Source organism: Streptomyces sp. BBFR25 (assembly GCF_044590125.1).
GTDB lineage: Bacteria > Actinomycetota > Actinomycetes > Streptomycetales > Streptomycetaceae > Streptomyces > Streptomyces canus_D.
Map to the genome: position 1 here is coordinate 618,399 of NZ_CP172447.1, position 17,457 is coordinate 635,855.

The 17,457-nt window shown below is 72.3% G+C and carries 14 protein-coding genes; 7 read left to right on the forward strand and 7 right to left on the reverse strand.

The features are described 5' to 3' along the window. Positions 1–111: 111 nt before the first annotated feature. On the reverse strand, positions 112–1,170 hold the full coding sequence (gene trpD / locus ACGH52_RS02495) for an anthranilate phosphoribosyltransferase (RefSeq protein WP_399937223.1): 1,059 nt from the start codon (positions 1,168–1,170) through the stop codon (positions 112–114). A 150-nt stretch (positions 1,171–1,320) separates the two neighbouring features. Between trpD and ACGH52_RS02500 the strand changes: the two genes are divergently transcribed. The 3 genes from ACGH52_RS02500 to ACGH52_RS02510 all read left to right on the forward strand — a co-directional run bounded on the left by ACGH52_RS02500 (position 1,321) and on the right by ACGH52_RS02510 (position 4,934). Further along, positions 1,321–2,754 (forward strand): PLP-dependent aminotransferase family protein, encoded by a 1,434-nt coding sequence (locus tag ACGH52_RS02500; RefSeq protein ID WP_059298601.1) that lies wholly within the window; start codon positions 1,321–1,323, stop codon positions 2,752–2,754. 340 nt (positions 2,755–3,094) lie between these two features. Continuing rightward, positions 3,095–3,841, forward strand: a complete 747-nt coding sequence (locus ACGH52_RS02505) for an ANTAR domain-containing protein (RefSeq protein ID WP_399946609.1) — start codon at positions 3,095–3,097, stop codon at positions 3,839–3,841. A 148-nt stretch (positions 3,842–3,989) separates the two neighbouring features. After that, complete coding sequence (locus tag ACGH52_RS02510; protein WP_399937226.1) at positions 3,990–4,934, forward strand: NADP-dependent oxidoreductase; 945 nt, start codon at positions 3,990–3,992, stop codon at positions 4,932–4,934. Positions 4,935–4,981: 47 nt separating this feature from the next. Here the strand turns inward: ACGH52_RS02510 and ACGH52_RS02515 are convergent, their stop codons facing one another. The 6 genes from ACGH52_RS02515 to ACGH52_RS02540 form a co-directional block, all read right to left on the reverse strand. Continuing rightward, positions 4,982–5,785 (reverse strand): LuxR family transcriptional regulator, encoded by an 804-nt coding sequence (locus ACGH52_RS02515; protein WP_121702749.1) that lies wholly within the window; start codon positions 5,783–5,785, stop codon positions 4,982–4,984. Between the two features lie 31 nt (positions 5,786–5,816). Continuing rightward, complete coding sequence (locus ACGH52_RS02520) at positions 5,817–7,520, reverse strand: amidohydrolase (protein ID WP_399937229.1); 1,704 nt, start codon at positions 7,518–7,520, stop codon at positions 5,817–5,819. 156 nt (positions 7,521–7,676) lie between these two features. Beyond that, complete coding sequence (locus tag ACGH52_RS02525) at positions 7,677–8,981, reverse strand: glycoside hydrolase family 125 protein (protein ID WP_399937231.1); 1,305 nt, start codon at positions 8,979–8,981, stop codon at positions 7,677–7,679. Positions 8,982–9,042: 61 nt separating this feature from the next. Further along, positions 9,043–10,086: a LacI family DNA-binding transcriptional regulator gene (locus tag ACGH52_RS02530; RefSeq protein ID WP_171987571.1), complete on the reverse strand. Its 1,044-nt coding sequence runs from the start codon at positions 10,084–10,086 to the stop codon at positions 9,043–9,045. A 44-nt stretch (positions 10,087–10,130) separates the two neighbouring features. After that, positions 10,131–11,066: an ROK family protein gene (locus ACGH52_RS02535; RefSeq protein WP_399937233.1), complete on the reverse strand. Its 936-nt coding sequence runs from the start codon at positions 11,064–11,066 to the stop codon at positions 10,131–10,133. Beyond that, positions 11,063–12,781: a class I mannose-6-phosphate isomerase gene (locus tag ACGH52_RS02540; protein WP_399937235.1), complete on the reverse strand. Its 1,719-nt coding sequence runs from the start codon at positions 12,779–12,781 to the stop codon at positions 11,063–11,065. The genes ACGH52_RS02535 and ACGH52_RS02540 overlap by 4 nt, the downstream gene beginning before the upstream one ends. A 291-nt stretch (positions 12,782–13,072) precedes the next feature. Here ACGH52_RS02540 and ACGH52_RS02545 point away from each other — a divergent pair, with 291 nt between their 5' ends. From ACGH52_RS02545 to ACGH52_RS02560, 4 genes are read left to right on the forward strand one after another with little or no spacing between them, the layout of a single operon-like run. Beyond that, positions 13,073–14,386: an ABC transporter substrate-binding protein gene (locus ACGH52_RS02545; protein ID WP_399937238.1), complete on the forward strand. Its 1,314-nt coding sequence runs from the start codon at positions 13,073–13,075 to the stop codon at positions 14,384–14,386. After that, entirely contained in the window at positions 14,383–15,342 is a 960-nt protein-coding gene (locus tag ACGH52_RS02550) for a carbohydrate ABC transporter permease (protein WP_059298618.1), read from the forward strand. Before ACGH52_RS02545 ends, ACGH52_RS02550 begins: the two co-directional genes overlap by 4 nt. A 2-nt stretch (positions 15,343–15,344) precedes the next feature. Next, positions 15,345–16,160 (forward strand): carbohydrate ABC transporter permease, encoded by an 816-nt coding sequence (locus ACGH52_RS02555; RefSeq protein WP_059298621.1) that lies wholly within the window; start codon positions 15,345–15,347, stop codon positions 16,158–16,160. A gap of 47 nt (positions 16,161–16,207) precedes the next feature. After that, on the forward strand, positions 16,208–17,413 hold the full coding sequence (locus ACGH52_RS02560; RefSeq protein WP_210976462.1) for a glycoside hydrolase family 76 protein: 1,206 nt from the start codon (positions 16,208–16,210) through the stop codon (positions 17,411–17,413). Positions 17,414–17,457: the final 44 nt, after the last annotated feature.

Sequence of the window (17,457 nt, forward strand, 5' to 3'; positions counted from 1 at the left end):
GCATAGCTTCTGCACGCAGGATCGGCCGTGGAGGACACCGCCCTACCGAAGTGGAGGAGCCCGTGCCCCGGACGCGTGGTTCGCGTACTGCTCCGGGCAGGAGGGACCGGTTCACCCGGCGGCGGCCAGTTTGGCGGTCACGGTGATCCAGTCGTCGAGGACCTGCGCCGCCGTACCGGAGTCGACCGCCTCGGCGGCCCGTTCCCATCCCGCGGCGAGCCGTTCGGTGACGGTGCCTGCGCCGGGTTCCAGTGCGGCCAGCCCGGCCGCGGCCGACAGCAGCACCGCGTTCCGCACCGGGCCGGGTTCGCCGTTCAGGACCCGGCGGGCGACCCGGGCGTTGTGGACGCGGTCGCCGCCGCGCAGCGCGTCGAGCGGAGCACGCGGGACGCCGATGTCCAGGGGGTCGAAGCGGCTCTCGTGGACCTCGCCGTCCTGGACGGACCAGACGGTGGAGGTGGTGGTGACGGTCAGCTCGTCGAGTCCGTCGTCGCCGCGGAACACCAGGGCCCGTGTGCCACGCGCGGCCAGCACCCCGGCGATCAGCGGAGCCGTGCGGCGGTCGGCCACGCCGACGGCCTGGGCGGTGGGCGCGGCGGGGTTGGACAGCGGCCCGAGGACGTTGAAGACGGTGGGGACGCCGAGTTCGCGCCGGACGGCGGAGGCGTGCCGCATCGACGGGTGGAAGAGCGGGGCGAAGCAGAACGTGATGCCGGCCCGGGCGACGGTCTCCGCGGCGTGGTGCCCCGGCAGGCCGAGCGGGATGCCCAGTTCCTCCAACACGTCGGCGGAGCCGCACGCCGAGGACGCGGACCGGTTGCCGTGCTTGACGACGCGTGCGCCCGCGCCGGCCGCGACGACGGCCGCCATGGTGGACACGTTGACGGTGTGCGCGCCGTCGCCGCCGGTGCCGACGATGTCGAGCGTGGGGCCCGGCACGTCCACGGTGTGCGCGTGCGCCGTGAGCGACCGCACCAGGCCGCTGACCTCGTCGACCGTCTCGCCCTTGGCCCGCAGGGCGATCAGGAACGCCGCCATGCGGGCGGGGGTCACGGTGCCGCTCATCGTCTCGTCCATGGCCCACGCGGTGTCGTCGGCGGACAGGTCGCACCGGTCGAGCAGCGTGGTCAGCAGCGCGGGCCAGCCGGGTTCGTGCGCGCTTCGGGTCACGTCGGTTCTCCCTGGGGTCGGTTCGCCGCGCGGGCGCGGGCGGGCTGGGGGAGGCGGTGCGTCCGGTCCCAGTCTTCTCGGGGCGGTGAGCCGGTCTCCAGACCATTCGGAGTGGTCCTTTGCGGTCCAATCACCACAGGAGGGTGGAACATGAGCTGGCTGCCGTCGATCGAGGTGTCCCGTGCCGCCGACGAGTCCCTGACCGCGCAGATCCAGCGGGTGCTGAAGCGGGAGATCGCCGAGGGGGTGCTGCACCCCGGGACCCGGTTGCCGCCGAGCCGTCGGCTCGCCGACGACCTCGACGTCTCGCGCAGTGTGGTCGTCGAGGCATACGGGCAGTTGATCGCCGAGGGCTATCTGGAGGCCGTGCAGGGTTCGGGGACGCGGGTGGCGCGCCATCTGGCGCCGACGTCGGCGGCGGTCGTGCCGACGCTGCTGGACGAGGGCCGAGTGCCGGCCGTGCGCTGGGACCTGCGTTCCGGGCGGGCCAACGCCTCGCACTTCCCGTACCGCGAGTGGCTGGCGGGGTACCAACGTGTCCTGCAGACGGCCCGGCAGGGCGACCTCGACTATCCGCCGCTGTCCGGAGTGCCCCGGCTGCGTGAGGAGTTGGCCCGCCACCTGGGGCGGCTGCGGGGTGTGCGGACGGCGCCCGGCCGGGTCATGGTGGTGTCCGGGTTCGCGCACGGGCTGGGGCTGCTGTGCGCGGCGCTGCCCGGCCTCGGCATCGGCGAGCTGGCCATGGAGGAGCCGGGTCTGCTGCGGCAACGGGAATTCGTGCTGGAGGCGGGGATGCGCCCGCGAGGTGTGCCGGTGGACGACGACGGACTGGACGTCGACGCGCTGGCCCGCAGCGGGGCGCGAGCCGTGCTGGTGACGCCGTTCCACCAGTTCCCCACCGGGGTGGCGCTGTCCGCCGAGCGACGTGCCGCACTGGTGCGCTGGGCCCGGGACGTCGACGGCTACGTCATCGAGGACGACTACGACGGCGACTTCTGGTTCGAGCGCCGCAGCCGGCCGCTGGCCCTCCAGCGGCATGCCCAGGACCGGGTGGTGTACGCGGGTACGGCCTCCAAGACGCTGGTGCCGGGGCTGCGACTGGGGTGGCTGGCGGTGCCGGATCCGCTGCTGGCCCCGCTGGAACGGGTGCGGGCCCGCCGCGACCTGGGTTCCGACAGCCTGACGCAGTTCGCCTTCGCCGAGTTGCTCGACTCGGGGGCCTACGACCGGCACATGCGCCGACTGCGGGGGCGCTACCGGTCGCGCCGCGACACCCTGGTGGAAGCGGTGCGGCGTTTCCTGCCGCAGGCCCGGCTCGGCGGTCCGGCCGCCGGTCTGCACGCCTATCTGCGGTTGCCGCACGGCACCGACGAGGCCGCCCTGGTGGCGGCGGCGCTGCGCCGGTCGGTGCTGGTGCGCGGCGGGCGGGACTTCCACGGCCGCCCGCCGGGCACGGGCCCCGCGCTGGTGGTGGGGTACACGGCGCTGCCCCGGTCGGGGCTGACGGAGGCGGTGCGGGTCCTGGGCACCGCCTACGCGGAAGTGGCGGGCCGCAGGGCGCCCGCACCGGCGCGGATCGCGTGACGGCCTGCGGCCGGGCCCGGGAAGTCGGCCGGCGGGGCGAGTCCGTCGTGGGTGTCCGACGACCGCTCGGTGACTCGGATTTGGGGACCGGCCGGGTTGCGCGGGGCAGGCCGGTTTTGGTTAGGGTCGGTTGCAGTGCTTGGGAAGCAGGTGCTGCCCGCGGCCGGCGTGGAGGAGGCGGTCGCGGTCTCGTGCCTGCCAGACCGCATTGGAGCTTCCCATGGGCCATCTTTCCCAGCACCCGGGTGAAGAAGCCGCCCCGGCGTCGGCACCGGGGCCGGGGCCCGCCCCGCAGGGCCCGCGGTGGGAACAGTGACAGCTCGATCGACGCAACCGACGGCTGGGGCATGCCGGCGTCGCCCGTGCTCAGGACATCCTTGCCCGGCGGTACCGCCTCGAGTGCGCCGACGCGGCGTTCGAGCTGCTCAAGGCCTCGTCCCAGCGGTCCAACGTCAAGCTCCACACACTCGCCGACGCGGTCGTGCGCACCCCGGCTCCGGACCGGGACGCGACGACGTGGTTTCCCGGCAGGGCCCGTTCCGGCCCGCCCCGGCTGCCCGGGCTCCGCCTGGAAGCGGGCGCGCACGACAGCCAGGGTGCCGTGCTCAAGGCGACCCTGCACCGCCTGCTGACGATCACGCAGACACCGATGGGCAATGTGCAACTGGCGGAGAGCGGCCGGCTCCATCTGGCCCGGCACACCGGTCTGAACAAGTACTTCACCGACTTCTTCGCCTTCGTCGAGACGCCCACCACCCTGTGCGCGCAGGCGGCCTCCGCCCGTCGGCAGGTCACGGTGCGGGACGTGGGAACCGCGGCCGTGTTCGACGAGGCCTCCCGCCGGGCCATCCTGCAGACGGGCAGCAGGGCCGCCCACAGCGTCCCCCTGACCAGCGTCAAGGGCCGTGTGCTGGGCATGATCTCCTCCCACCACGAACGCCCCCTCACCGGCTTCTCCCGCCCCCAGCTCACCGCGTTGCACCAGACGGGAAGCGACGTCGGCCGGTGGCTGTCCTGGCACTGGGACACCGTGGTCCTGGACGCTCTGGAACGCCTCCACGCAGAAGCGCTCGGCGCCTGCGGCTGACCCCCTCCGCGAGGCTGCCGCGCCTGATGGCCCGGCACGGAACACCTGCCCGATGAAAACTTGCTTTGAATTCGAAGCAGGAGTACTGTCGTCCCCAGTTGCTTCGAATTCGAAGCACAGTGGACGGTTGGCGAAGGTGAGAAGCGCGATGAAGGCAGTACGTTTCCACGAGTACGGCGACCCCGGCGTCCTGCGCTACGAGGACGTGGAGCGGCCCCACCCCGGGGCCGGTGAGGTCCGGGTCCGCGTCGCCGCGACGTCGTTCAACTCCGTCGACGGCAACATCCGCGGCGGCTTCATGCGCGGCCCCATCCCGGTGGTGCTGCCGCACACCCCCGGCCTCGACGTCGCCGGTACGGTCGACGCGCTGGGCGAGGGCGTCGACGGCATCGCGGTCGGCGACGACGTCATCGGCTTCCTGCCGATGGACGGCGACGGAGCCGCCGCGGAGTACGTCCTCGCGCCGGCCGAGTCCCTGGCCCGGGCGCCCAGGAGTGTCCCCCTGGCCGACGCCGCCGCGGTGCCGGTGGTGGGTCTGACCGCGTACCAGGCGCTGTTCGACCATGGCAGGCTGACGGCCGGGCAACGCGTGCTGGTCAACGGCGCGGGCGGAGCGGTCGGCGGCTACGCGGTGCAGCTGGCCAAGAACGCCGGTGCCCACGTCATCGCCACGGCCGCCCCGCGCAGCAGCGAGGCGGTCACCTCGGCCGGCGCCGACGAAGTCGTCGACCACACCACCACCGACGTCACCGCGGCGGTGACCGAGCCGGTCGACATCGCCCTCAACCTCGCCCCGGTCGACCCGGCCGAACTGGCCGCGCTGGTCACCCTGGTCCGTCCCGGCGGGGTCGTCGTGAACACCACGGTCTGGATGCCCGCTCCCGGCGACGAGGAGCGCGACGTACGGGGCATCGACCTGTACGTCCGCAGCGACGCCGACCAGTTGGCGAAGCTGGTGGCGCTGATCGACGGCGGCGAGCTGCGCGTCGCCGTCGCCGAGCGGGTGCCGCTGGCCGAACTGCCGGCGCTGCACGCCCGCGCCGCCGAAGGCGCGGTGCACGGCAAGGTCGTCGTCGTCCCGCCCGCCGCCTGACCTCGGCCCCCGCCGAGAGGCACGCCGAGAGGCACGGACCGTCGCGCTCAGCCGAACCTGGCGGGGCCCGACCGGTGGGGCGGCCTGTCCGTGATCCCCCAGGCGGCGGCTCGGGCGGCGGCGGCCGCGCGGTTGGGGAGGCCGAGCTTGGCGAGGATGTGCTCGATGTGGGTCCCGACGGTGCGCGGCGTGATGTACAGCCGCTCGGCGATCTCCCGGTTGGTGCGGCCGGTGGTCAGTTCGGCCAGCACCTGGAGTTCGCGGGGTGAGAGCCCGCCGGGCCGTCGCGCATCGGCGGCGCGGTCGGCCGCGGCAGGGGCTTCGGGCGGCAGGCCCGCGCGGGGGTCGACGGCCGCGGCGAGGGCTTCGGTGAGCAGGGTGACCACGGCGCGCGCCGGATCGGGCGCGCGCCGCGGCCGACGGGTGCTGACGTTCAGCATGCCGACGTACCGGCCGTCGTCGGCGAACAGGCACTGGGCCACACCGTCCTCGACACCGAGGGGACTCAGCACCTGCTGGAAACCCGGGGACGACTCCAGGAGTTGCCGGGGGACATCCGTGAGCCAGAGGCCGCCCCGGGCCGGGTCGCGGAGCACGGGGAACACCGGGTCGTGGTGAAGGCGGGTCTCTATGTAGGCCGTGGCCGCCTCCGGGTAGCTCCCGGCCAGCGTGGTGTGGCGCCGCCGCAACGGGTCCCAGCGGGCCAGGGAGGCGTGGTCGTACTCCATCACCTCCGACAGCGCCGCCAGGACCGTACCGACGCCCGTGGCGCCGCTCATGGCGCTCCTGGCGACCGCGCGGACGTGGACGGCCGCGTCCAGAATTCCTGCCGTGCTCCGCTGCGCTGCCATCAGCCAAGGATGATCATGTGCGGGGAGTACGTCAATCGCGAAGGGCGTCGTGCACGACCTGCCCGTCCACGACGGTGAGGACGACGGGCATCGAGGGGATGTCGTGCGGGTCGGCGGTGAGCAGGTCCCCGTCGAGCACGCAGAGGTCGGCGACCTTGCCCCGCTCCAGGGAGCCCTTCCAGTCGTCGGCGAAGTCCTGCCAGGCCGCGTCGATCGTGTACGTGCGGAGCGCCTCGGCCAGACCGATGCGCTGCTCGGGGCCGCTGACCCGGCCGGCGGCCTTGGACTCGCGCAGCACCATGGTGGCGACGCCCTGGCGCCAGTCCGGGTGGGTGACGGGGGCGTCCGACCCGCTCGCGACGCGCACTCCGGCGTCGAGGGCAGCGCGGTAGGGCCAGGCGTACGCGGCCCGTCCGGGGCCGACGAACGCCTCCTCCATGTCGGCGACGGTCCACTTGATGGTGGGGTTCATGTTGACGCCGAAGCCGTGCTCGGCCAGCACCTTCATGCTGTGCGCGGTGAGGAAGTCGCCGTGGATGACGTAGTGGCGGGCATCGGGCCGCGGGTGCTCGGCCATGGCCGCGGCGAAGGCGTCCGCGACGGTGTCGATGGCCCTGTCCCCGGTGACGTGCACGCCCAGTTGGTGCCCGGCGGCGTGGGCGTGCCGGATCATGGCGTGGATCTCGGCGACCCGCTCGGCGTCGGTCTCGCCGCCGACGCACAGCGATCCGCAGCCGCCACCGACGTACGGCTCGTGCATCCACGCGGTTTTGTTGGGGACGATGCCGTCGGCGAAGACCTTGACGCCGTGGATGGCGAGGCGGCGCGGATCGGTGCCACCGGAGTCGGCGCGGGCGGTGAGGGCGCGGGCGAACTCCTCGGCGGTACTCGCCATACCGGTGGGCAGGAGGAGAACGCCGACGCGGGCGGTCAGTTCGCCGTCGGCCAGCAGCCGGCGGTAGACGTCGAGGGTCTGCGTACCGAGCGCGCCCCGCATGATGCCGTCGCCGCCGGGGCCGAGCCCGGGCTCGGTGTAGCTGGTCACTCCGAGCCGGGCGAGCGTGGCGAGGGTCGACCTGATCGCGTCGGTCCGCTCCTGTCGGCCGAGCGGCGGCAGCGCGTTCTGGACGAGGGCCTGGGCCCCCTCGTGGAGCAGCCCCGTCGGCTCCCCGGCTTCGTCCACGACGACGGCCCCGCCGGGCGGCGCGACGGTGTGCCGGTCGACACCCATGAGTTCCAGTGCCTTGGAGTTGACCCAGGTGGCGTGTCCGGAGAAGGAGTACAGAGCGACGGGGTGGTGGGGGCTCACGGCGTCGAGGTCGTGCCGCGAGGGCTGCCGCGACGGGTCGAGGGCGCATTCGTGGAGGTAGCCGGGGTCCCAGCCGTGCCCGGTGATCCACCGCCCGTCCGGAACCCGCCCGGCGGCCTCCCGTACGGCTTCGGCCACGTCGGCGAGGGAGGACACGGCGGGATGGCCGAGGTCGAGGGAGAGCGGCGGCGTCGCCATCCCGAAGGCGCATCCGTGCAGGTGGGAATCGTTGATGCCGGGAAGCAGCGTCGCCCCGCGCAGGTCGACCACGCGGGTGCCGGGTCCGACGAGCGGCGCGACGTCGTCCCGTTCGCCGACGTCGCTGATGATGCCGTCGGTCACCGCCAGGGCCGAGGCGACGGAGAACTCCGCGTCGACCGTGACCACCCGGCCGCCGAGAAACACCAGATCCGCGTACGCGTCCACAGAAGGTCCTTTCCGTCATCGGGCGCACGACGGCGAACCGCGAAACGATCTCCGAGGACTATGGCCACTCCCCCGGCCCCGGCACATCGGTCATCCCACCGATACGCGTTCTCCCAGCGGCGGGCACCCGTCTCGTGCCGTCGGTCCGTGCCGGGTTCAGGCTCCCTTCTGCCACAGGGGCCGGGTGCCCAGCCCCACGGTGTCCAGGGCGAGTTCGGCGTACATCGCGTTGGCCCAGGAGAACCAGGGGCGGGTGAACCGGCGGGGGTCGTCCTTGTGGAACGACTCGTGCATCTGGCCGGTGCCCGCGTCGGTCGAGAGGAGGGTCGTCAGGGCCTGCACGCGCTCGGCGGTGTCGTTGGCGGTCAGTCCCTGTACGGCGATGGCGATGGGCCAGATGTGCTCGTCGGGCGTGTGCGGGCTGCCGATGCCTTCGGCCGCCGTCCCCCGGTGCCAGGTGGGGTTCTCCGGCGAGAGGACGAACCTTCGGGTAGCGAGGTACAGCGGATCGGTGGTGGGGACGTGCGCGACGAGGGGCAGGGAGAGCAGTCCGGGCATGTTGGCGTCGTCCATCAGCACCGCGTTGCCGTTGCCGTCCACCTCGTACGCGTACATCGGGCCGAGGTCGGGGTGCCGCACGGTGCCGTGCCGTGCGGTGGCCGCTCGCAGCTCTGCCGCCAGTCGGGCGGCGTCCTCGGCGAGTTCGGTGTCGCGTGCGTGGTGGGCCAGTTCGGCGGTGCCGTCGAGAGCGGCGGCCGCGCAGAGGTTCGCCGGGACGTTGTAGCCGAGGGCGCACGCGTCGTCGCTGGGCCGGAACCCGCTCCAGGTCATCCCGGTCCGGGCGACCGGCGTGCCGCGTCCCGCGTTCGGCAACGTGTCGCTCGACGGGCCGTGCTCGCGGCGGAAGCGGTAGGTGGAGAGACGTTCGTGGTCCTGCTCCGTGCGCCACACCGCGATGACGGTGCGCGCGGTCCCGAGCAGCCCGGGGACGTGGTCGGTCCGCCCGGTCGCCGCCCAGAAGCGGTGGGCCAGCAGCAGGGGGAAGGCCAGGGAGTCGACTTCGTACTTCTCCTCCCACACCCAGGGGTCCCCGCACAGGTCCTCGGGATCGTGGGCCTGCCCGGAGGGTTCCGCGTTGAAGGCGTTGGCGTAGGGATCGTGGGCGATCTGCTGGAACTGACGGCGCAGCACGGCGAGCAGGAGGTCCTGAAGGGCGGGGTCGTCCTTCAGGAGCGCCAGGTACGGCATCATCTGCGTGGAGGAGTCGCGCAGCCACATGGCGGGGATGTCGCCGGTCACGACGAACGCGGTGCCGTCGGGCATCGGCCGGATGGTGCGGGCCAGGGTGTCGTTCAGACAGCGTGTCAACGTCCGGCCGAAGCGCGGGTCACCGAGGTCGTCCAGCCGGTGAACGGCCTCTTGGACGATCGGGTGGTCCGTGACGCTGGTGGGAAAGCTCATGGGTCGGCCTTTCGGCGGTCGGCGCGCGGCCGTCGGCGGTCGGAGGCTTCTTGACGAGGTGTCAGGCGCCGGTGGGCGGGTGCCCCGGCCCGTCCGCGGAGGGTGCGCCGTGGCGGACGACGCGCGTGGGGACGGTGACGCGTCGGGAGGCCCTCGGCGCCGCGTCGTCGTCCTGTTCGAGCCGGTTGATCAGGAGCCGCGCGGCCTGGCGGCCGATCTCGTCGGCGTCGTAGGAGACGAGGGTCAGCGGCAGACCGAGGACGTCGGACAGGTCGAAGTCGTCGAACCCGGCGACGGGCAGGGTGGTTCCGGATTTGTACAGGGCCCGGATCGCGCCCTGGCTGATGCGGTTGTTGGTGCAGAACAGCGCGGTGGGGCGTTCGTCCAGCCCGAGCAGGTCGAGGGTGGCGCGCTCCGCTGTAGCGGCGTCGACCAGACCCTGGCGGATGAGGGCGTTGTCCGGTTCGATGCCGACTTCTTCGTGTGCCGCCCAGAATCCGCGCAGCCGTTCGGCACCGGTGTACAGCGCCGGCGGGTTGCCGAGGAAGGCGATGCGCGTCTGTCCGTCGGCGAGGAGGCATGCGGTGGCTTCGCGCGCGCCGTGGAAGTCCTCGACCAGGACGCAGTCGGTGTCGAGTCCGGCGGGCGGCCGTGCGGCGAGGACGACGGGCACGTGCCGCATGGCTCGGGCCAGATGCTGCTGGCGGCTGCCGGCCGGGACGACGATCAGCCCTTCGACCTGGTGGTCCACGAGTCCGTCGATGAGTCCGGGTTCCCGGTCGGCCTGCTCACCGGAGTTGCTGAGCAGGACGCGCAGGCCGTACTCGGTCGCGACTTCCTGCACGCCGAGGGCGAGGCGCGAGTAGAACGGGTTGGCGAGGTTGGTGACGACGAGGCCGATCATCCCGCTGCCCCCGAGGCGGAGACTGCGCGCGGTCTGGTTGCGGCGGTACCCCAGTCGGTCGACCGCCGCGAAGACGCGCTCGCGGGTCGCTTCGGACACACCGGGGTCGTTCTTGAGCACACGCGAGACGGTCATCGCGCTGACCTGCGCCAGCTTGCCGACGTCATGCATGGTCGGCCCGCTGCCCCGGCGAGCGGTCATGCCCCTGCCCCTTCCTCTGCCTTCCTGCACCGGCGCCCCCGTCCTCATGACGCGTCCGGCGTGCCCCGCGCCCAGTGGGCGGCCCCGAGCAGGGGGGCCTCCTCGGGCTGCCGGGCCGGCAGAACGGGTATGTCCGGTCGGCCGGCCGACGCCGAGCCCGCGGTGAGCGCAGGGTGGATCAGGTCCCACGACCGGGCCATGGAGCCACCGACGACCACCGCGGTGGCTTCGAAGCGGTCGATCCATGGAGCCAGGGCCTGGCCGAGTGCGTCGAAAGCGTAGCGGAAGGCCTCCTGTGCGGCGGTGTCGCCCTTCCTGGCGCGCGCGGCCATGTCACGGACGTCGGGGAGGTGCCGGTCTCCCGTCACGGTGGCGAGACGGGCGTAGTTGGCGCGGATGCCGCGACGCGAGACCGTGTCCTCCAGCGGCCGGCCGTGCACCGTCAGGCGGTACGCGTGTCCGCCGGGCGGGACGAGGGGACCTGAGTGGACGGGGCGTCCGCCGGACAGGAACGAGGACCCCACACCCGTGCCCAGCGTCAGGCAGACGACGCGGTCGTGCCCTGCGGCGGCACCGGCACGGTACTCGCCGACGGCGAACGCGTCCGCGTCGTTGAGGAAGCACAGGCGCTCGCACCGGCCGGCCAGCCGCTCGCGCAGGCCCGCCCCGACGTCGACGCCGTTCAGGGATTCGAACTTGCCGACGTCGGCGAAGCGGCCGACGCCGGTGGCGTAGTCGAAGGGGCCGGGCATCGCCACACCCCAGCGCGGGTCGTGCCCGCCCGGCAGCGCCAGGGCGGCCTGGGCGATGGCGTCGAGGACGGCGTCGGCCTCCGCGTGCGGCCTGAGCGGCCTGCGGATCACCGGGGAGGGCGCGGGGCGGCTCGCGGTGGGGTCGACGAGGGCGGCGGTGACGTGCGTACCGCCGATGTCGAGCACCGGGACCGGTGGCGCGGCCCGCCTCGTGGGGGCCGCGGTCACGGTTCGACCACCAGTGCCTTGACGATCTGCACCTCGTCGCCGCCCAGGGCGCGGACGCGGTACGGGCCGACCGCGGCGGGGACCGTGAGGGTCTCCGCGAAGGCCAGGGTGTGCGTGCGGCCGTCGCGGGTCTCGATGACGGCGCCTTCGCCCGCGGCCACGTTGAGGATGTGGAAGCGCCCGGCGGTGTCGTCGGGCATGTCGCAGCCCTGCGACACGACGAGGCGGTGCACCGCGTAGAACATCTCGGGCAGCGCGCCCAGGACCTCCTCGCGCCAGCCCTCGCCGGAGCGCAGCGGACGCGGCTGCTGGACGAGGTCCTTCGTGACGTCCTCCCCGCGCCGGGCCGTGTCCAGGTTGGCGAATCCGTGCTCGTAGGGCAGGGGACGGGAGGCACCGGCGGCGTCCTTGCGCAGCCAGTCGTAGAGCCGCAGGGAGTACAGGTAGGGGGTCGCGCTCACTTCCAGCACCAGGTTGCCCGCGCCGGACGCGTGCGGTGTGCCCGCCGGAATCATGAAGAGCTGGCCCACGGTCGCGGGGTGCGACTGGATGTGCTGCTCGACGGGCATCGGGGTGCCGTTGTCTATCGAGTCCTCCACCTGGCGCCGCATGACGTCGAGGTCCGCCTCCCCGGTGAGGCCGAGCAGCACCTGGGCGCCTTCCTCGCTCGCGGTGACGTAGTACGTCTCGTGCTGGGTGTACGGCCAGCCGAACACCTCCCGCATGTACCGCTCGCGCGGGTGGAGGTGGAGGGACAGGTTGCCGCCGCCCATCGTGTCCAGGTAGTCGAACCGGATCGGGAAGGAGGTGCCGAAGGCGCGGTGCACGTCCTCGCCGAGCATGTCCTCGGGGTGTGCGACGCACAGCAGTTGGAAGGGGACTTCGACCTGGGCGGCGCCCTTGTCACCGATCACGACCCCCGCTTCGGGCGCGATCAGCTCGTAGCCGAGGGCCGTGTTGCCCGCCCGCGGGGTGAAGCCGAGTTCACTCGCCGCCCACTGGCCGCCCCACGGCGTGGAGTTGAAGTAGGGACGGGTGCGCACCGGGCCCCGGGCCAGGTGGGCCAGCGTGCTGCGCAGTGCGGCACCGTCCAGGGCGGCCGGGCCGGCCGGGTCCTGTACGTCGATCCAGCGGTCGATCCGTTCCGCGATCGCGTCGCGGTGCCGGTCGAGCACCGGCCAGTCGGTGTAGAACAGGCGCACCAGGTCGCCGGGCGCGGCGGCGCGGCCCAGGTTGACCCCGACCGGCAGCTCGCCCTTCGCCACGGCCGCCTCGGCGTACCGCTTCGGCAGGTCGGCGTACCACAGCAGGTCAGGTCCGCACAGTGACGCGCCGGGTCCGAACACCACCAGCACGCCCTCCCGCTCGGGCCGCTCGGGGCGCGGAGGGGAGTCGAAGAGGTCCGCGACCCGCGCCCGGGACAGCGGGGTGAAGAACGGGTCGTCGGTGGGGACGGGACGGGCTGCGATCCGCTCGTCGGCCGCCTCCGCGTAGTGGTCGCGCACATCGACCAGGTCGACGTCGCGGCCCGTGGCGCGTACGGCGCCCGCGAGGCCGTCGGCCAGCGCGGCCCAGTCGAGGGCCGCGGGACCCTCGACGGCCAGGACGAGCGGCCCCGGCGGCAGATCAGCGGCCAGGGCCGGCCAGCCGGTGGTCACCGTGCCGTCGACCGGCTGGTAGCTGGGGAGGGGGTCGTACGAACGAGACGCGGGCACATCTGCTCCTTACTCGGCTCCACTTGCGTTAACGATAACAGTGCTTGGCTGGAGGTGTCCACGGCCGATCAGTCACCTGATGAGGAGGCTTTGAGGCTCTTGACCTGCACCTTCAGCAAGTCTCTTGGCGCATTGAGATTCTTTTCCCTTCGGAGTCTTGCTACCAGCGGAATGGTGTCGTTAACCTCCACGCAACACACACCGGGGCTGCTCCGGGGTCTCTCCGACACCGCACACGTCCTGTGATTCACATCCGGCCATGCAGGTGGCCCGATTTCGTGAAGGTGATCAATGTCAGCATCGGGCAGGACCAGCAGTGCGGCCGTGCCGCTCGCTCGGCGCCGCTTCCTCACCGGGGTGGCCGCCGGCGCGGCCGCTCTGGCGGCCGGGGGCTGCGCGCGGGGAGCCAGCACGTCCGCGCAGCCGGGGACCACGAGCATTTCCAACGACAACGCCACCTGGGACGACGGCTACCGGGCGGCCGGCCGCGAGCTGAAGAAGATCACCGGATACACGCTCAGGCCGCTGTCGAATCCGTCGGTCACCTCGTACCAGCAGGTCGTTCAGATGACCTTGCAGACCTCGAAGTCCTCCGACCTCGTCAAGTGGGCGTCCGGCTACCAGCTCAAGCGCCTGGCACGCACCGGCGGGCTCACCGACCTGACGCCCGTCTGGGAGGAGTACGCGGCCAAGGGCTGGGTGCGCGGCACGTCGCGTGAGTCCGTCTCGTACCGGGGCAAGGTGTTCGGGATCCCGCTGTACGAGTCGTACTACGTGCTCTTCTACAGCAAGCCGGTGTTCGGGAAGCTGGGCCTGTCCGCCCCGAGCAGCTGGGAAGAGCTGCTGCACTGCGCCGAAGTCCTCAAGCGCAACGGGATCACACCGTTCCTCGCCAGCCAGGTGGGCGGCTGGCCGGCCATCGAGTGGTTCCAGGAGCTGGTCAGCAAGGTCGACCCCGGCTTCTACCAGAAGCTGGTCTCCGGCGAAGCCTCCTACACGGACGACCGGGCCCGCCGGGCCATGGACATCTGGCACGACTTCATGCGCAAGGGCTGGATGACCTCTCCCGACTTCGACCAGGCGCGCGGCCCCGGCGCGCTGAAGGAGGGCACGGTGGGCATGTTCCTGCACGGCACCTGGCAGGCGTCGGGCATGTCGGCGGCCGGGATGAAACCCGGCACCGACTACGGCGCCTTCATCCTGCCCACGGTGCGTCCCGCCACGCCGAAGAGCGTCATCGCCGAGTCGGGGGTGTTCGTGGTGCCCGGCCGCGCCTCTTCCCACGAGGCGGCGATGGCGAACGTCGGAGCCTGGCTCGACCCGTCCGTCCAGCGGGTGTGGAGCGACTTCCTCCAGGACAGCTCCGCCAACCCGAAGGTGCGCGCGTCCAATCCGGTGGTGGCCGGACTCCAGCGGGACGTCGCCCGCAACCGCCGGACGGCGCTGGTCCGCTACTGGGAGGCCGGCCCGCCCAGCCTCGTCCAGGGCAACACCAACGACCTCGGCGGCTTCATGGCCGGACAGACCTCACCGGCCACCACCCTGCGCCGGATGCAGGAGCGCGCACACGACGAATGGGCGGCCTGGAAGCGAGACGAAGCATGAGCACCTCAGTGACCGACCGACGCCCGCCGACCCCGGCCGGCGGACCGGGAGCGCCCCGGCGCACGATGCGGCGTCCCCCCTCGACGCAGAGGTGGGCCACCGCGCGTGAACGTGTGACGGCGGGCGGGTTCATGGCTCCGGCCGTCCTCCTCGTCGCGCTGTTCCTGCTGGCCCCCTTCCTCTGGACCGTCTACCGCAGCTTCTTCAGCGACACGCGGACCGCTCCGTTCAGCTGGTTCGACAACTACTCGCTGTTCGCGTCCGATCCGGCCCTGTCCCGTTCCATCCAGAACACCCTGATGTGGGTGGTGGGCACGGTCGCGCTGCCGTTCGTGCTGGGGCTCGCGATCGCCTGCATGACCAACGCCGGCCGGTTCTCACGCCTCGCGCGGCTGTGCGTCGTACTGCCCTACGCGCTCTCGGGGTCCGCGGTGGCCGTGGTGTGGAACTTCATGCTCACCACCGACGGCGCCGTCAACCAGGTCCTGACCGGCATGGGGCTCGACTCGCTGGCCCAGGGCTGGCTGCTGACCTGGCCGGGCAACACCGTCGTGATGATCCTCGCCAACGCCTGGCAGGCCACCGGCGTGGCCGTCATCCTCTTCCTGGTCGGACTCCAGTCCATCCCGCCCGAGACTTTGGAGGCCGGTGCCCTGGACGGCGCGAGCGGCTGGCAGCAGTTCCGCCACATCGTGCTGCCCCAGCTCCGCCCGGTGTCGATCATCGTGATCGGCATGAGCCTGGTCAACGGCCTCAAGTCCTTCGACCTGATCTGGGTGCTCACCCAGGGCGGGCCCGGGCGGGCCACCGAGACGCTCGCCGTGTCCATGTACAACGAGACCTTCCTCGAACTGCGGCCCGGCGCGGGAGCGGCGATCGCGGTCGTCCTCACCGTGATCGTGCTGGCCGCCTCCTGGCTCTACCTGCGCCGCCAGCTCGACGTGAAAGGCGTGTGACGATGTCCCTCGGCCGAGTTCTGCGCAACGCCGTCATCGCGGTACTGGCCCTGCTGTGGCTGGTGCCCACCTGGCTCCTCGTCGTCAACGCACTGGTGCCCGCGGCGAGTTACTCGGGCAGTCCGCACTGGCTGCCCCAGGACTTCGGGTTGTTCGGCAACATGTCCGAGGCCTGGGACAAGGCCAACCTGGGCCCGGCTCTCGGCAACAGCCTGCTGTACTCCGTGGTCAGCGCCGCGGCCGCCGCGGTGATCGCCGGTTTCGCCGCCTTCGCCACGATCATCATGCCCGTCAAACGGCAGGCGTTGTGGTTCTGGGTGATCTACTCCGGCACCCTGCTGCCCCTCCAGGTCTTCATCAGGCCCCTGTTCCTGTCCTACGCCCGCACCTCGCTCTACGACACCCAGACCGGTCTGGTGCTGATCTACACGGCGATCGCGGTCCCGTTCGCGTTCTTCGTCATGCGCAACTACGCCCTGACGCTGCCGCGGGAGGTCGTGGAGGCCGCCCGCATGGACGGTGCGTCGTGGTGGCGGGTGTTCTGGCAGATCCACGTCCCGCTGACCCGCTCCGCCATGATCGCAGTGTTCGTGTTCCAGTTCGTGGCCGTCTGGAACGACCTGATGTTCGGCATCACCATGGTCACGAGCCGCAACATCCGGCCCGTCATGGCCGCGCTCGCCGACCTGCAGGGCAACTACTCCAACGTCGGACCGCCCATCGTCCTGGCCGGCGCCCTCCTGGTGTCGCTGCCGACCGTGGTGCTGTTCTTCTCCGCCCAGCGCTTCTTCGTCAGCAGCCTCAAGATCCACCGCTGAGCCCGCACGCCTGCTCCTCCCCCGTCATCGCCGCGAAGGGAACACCCATGCTGCGCTCGCTCCTCCTCCGCGCCACCGCGCCCGCCCTCTGCGCCGGCCTGCTGTGGACCGCCGCCCCCGCGCACGCCCAGAGCCCCGCACCCACCCGCCCGGTCTCCTCCGACACCTGGGCCGACCGAGCCACCGGCACCTACCGCGCCCTGCAGCGGCACCTGTACGAGGGCCCCGGCGACCACGGGCTGTACCTGGAGCACACACCCCGGCAGGCCACCGACCCGGAGCACTCCTTCCTGTGGCCGTTCCGCGAGGCCGCCCAGGCCGCCGTCGACATGCAGCGGCTGCCGCGCACCGGGGCCGCCTACCGCCACGACGCGAGAGAGCGGTTCGACACGGCCGAGCTGTACCACACCGGCGGCGAGCGCCCGGGCTACCAGTCGTACCTGCCCGCCCCCCTGGGCACGGGCGGCGACGTGTACTACGACGACAACGCCGTCGTCGCCCTCAGCCAGCTCGACCAGTACGAGGAGACCGGCGACGCACGGTATCTGCGGCGGGCCGAGCAGGTCGTGCCCGTCGTCTCCCGGGCCTGGGACGGCGACGCCACCAAGGCGTGTCCGGGCGGCATGGACTGGTACGACGCGCCCGGCAACACCATCCGTGCCACCAACGTCACCGCTCTGTCGGCCCAGCTCGCCGCCCGGCTCTACGAGCACACCCGCGACCGCGCCTACCTCGACAAGGCGGAGCAGTGGTACGGCTGGGTGTACTCGTGCATGCGCACGGCACCCGGCCTGTACGCCAACGACCGCGGCGACGACGGCAGCACCAACGAGACGCTGTGGACCTACAACTCGGGCGCCATGATCGGCACCGCCACCGCGCTCTACCGCGGCACGGGTGACGCCCGGTACCTGAAGAAGGCGGTGGAGGACGCCCGCGGCTCCCTGGCGTACTGGACCGGGGGCACCCGCCTGCACGACCAGCCGGCCGTCTTCAACGCCTTCTACTTCAAGGACCTGCTCGACCTGGACGCCGTCCGCCCGGACCCCGCCTATCTGCAGGCCATGAGCACGTACGCGGACAGCACCTACAAGTCCAACCGGGACACCTCCACCGGCCTGTTCCGCTTCCAGCCCTCCAACGGCGGCGACTACGACCCCGCCGCCCCGGCCGCGACCCTCAACCAGTCGGCCATGGTCCAGATCTTCGCCACCCTCGCCGACGCCACCCACCGGGCCCACCGGACTTCCTGACGCGGCGGACCGCGCCCCCGCTCCCCTCGACGCAAAGGACCTTC

What these genes read in the sequence shown, in the direction of transcription:
- ACGH52_RS02500 (WP_059298601.1), top strand. Translation starts at nt 1,321, where the DNA reads ATGAGCTGGCTGCCGTCGATCGAGGTGTCCCGTGCCGCCGACGAGTCC.
- ACGH52_RS02510 (WP_399937226.1), top strand. Translation starts at nt 3,990, where the DNA reads ATGAAGGCAGTACGTTTCCACGAGTACGGCGACCCCGGCGTCCTGCGC.
- ACGH52_RS02515 (WP_121702749.1), bottom strand. Translation starts at nt 5,785, where the DNA reads ATGGCAGCGCAGCGGAGCACGGCAGGAATTCTGGACGCGGCCGTCCAC.
- ACGH52_RS02525 (WP_399937231.1), bottom strand. Translation starts at nt 8,981, where the DNA reads ATGAGCTTTCCCACCAGCGTCACGGACCACCCGATCGTCCAAGAGGCC.
- ACGH52_RS02530 (WP_171987571.1), bottom strand. Translation starts at nt 10,086, where the DNA reads ATGACCGCTCGCCGGGGCAGCGGGCCGACCATGCATGACGTCGGCAAG.
- ACGH52_RS02545 (WP_399937238.1), top strand. Translation starts at nt 13,073, where the DNA reads ATGTCAGCATCGGGCAGGACCAGCAGTGCGGCCGTGCCGCTCGCTCGG.
- ACGH52_RS02550 (WP_059298618.1), top strand. Translation starts at nt 14,383, where the DNA reads ATGAGCACCTCAGTGACCGACCGACGCCCGCCGACCCCGGCCGGCGGA.
- ACGH52_RS02555 (WP_059298621.1), top strand. Translation starts at nt 15,345, where the DNA reads ATGTCCCTCGGCCGAGTTCTGCGCAACGCCGTCATCGCGGTACTGGCC.
- ACGH52_RS02560 (WP_210976462.1), top strand. Translation starts at nt 16,208, where the DNA reads ATGCTGCGCTCGCTCCTCCTCCGCGCCACCGCGCCCGCCCTCTGCGCC.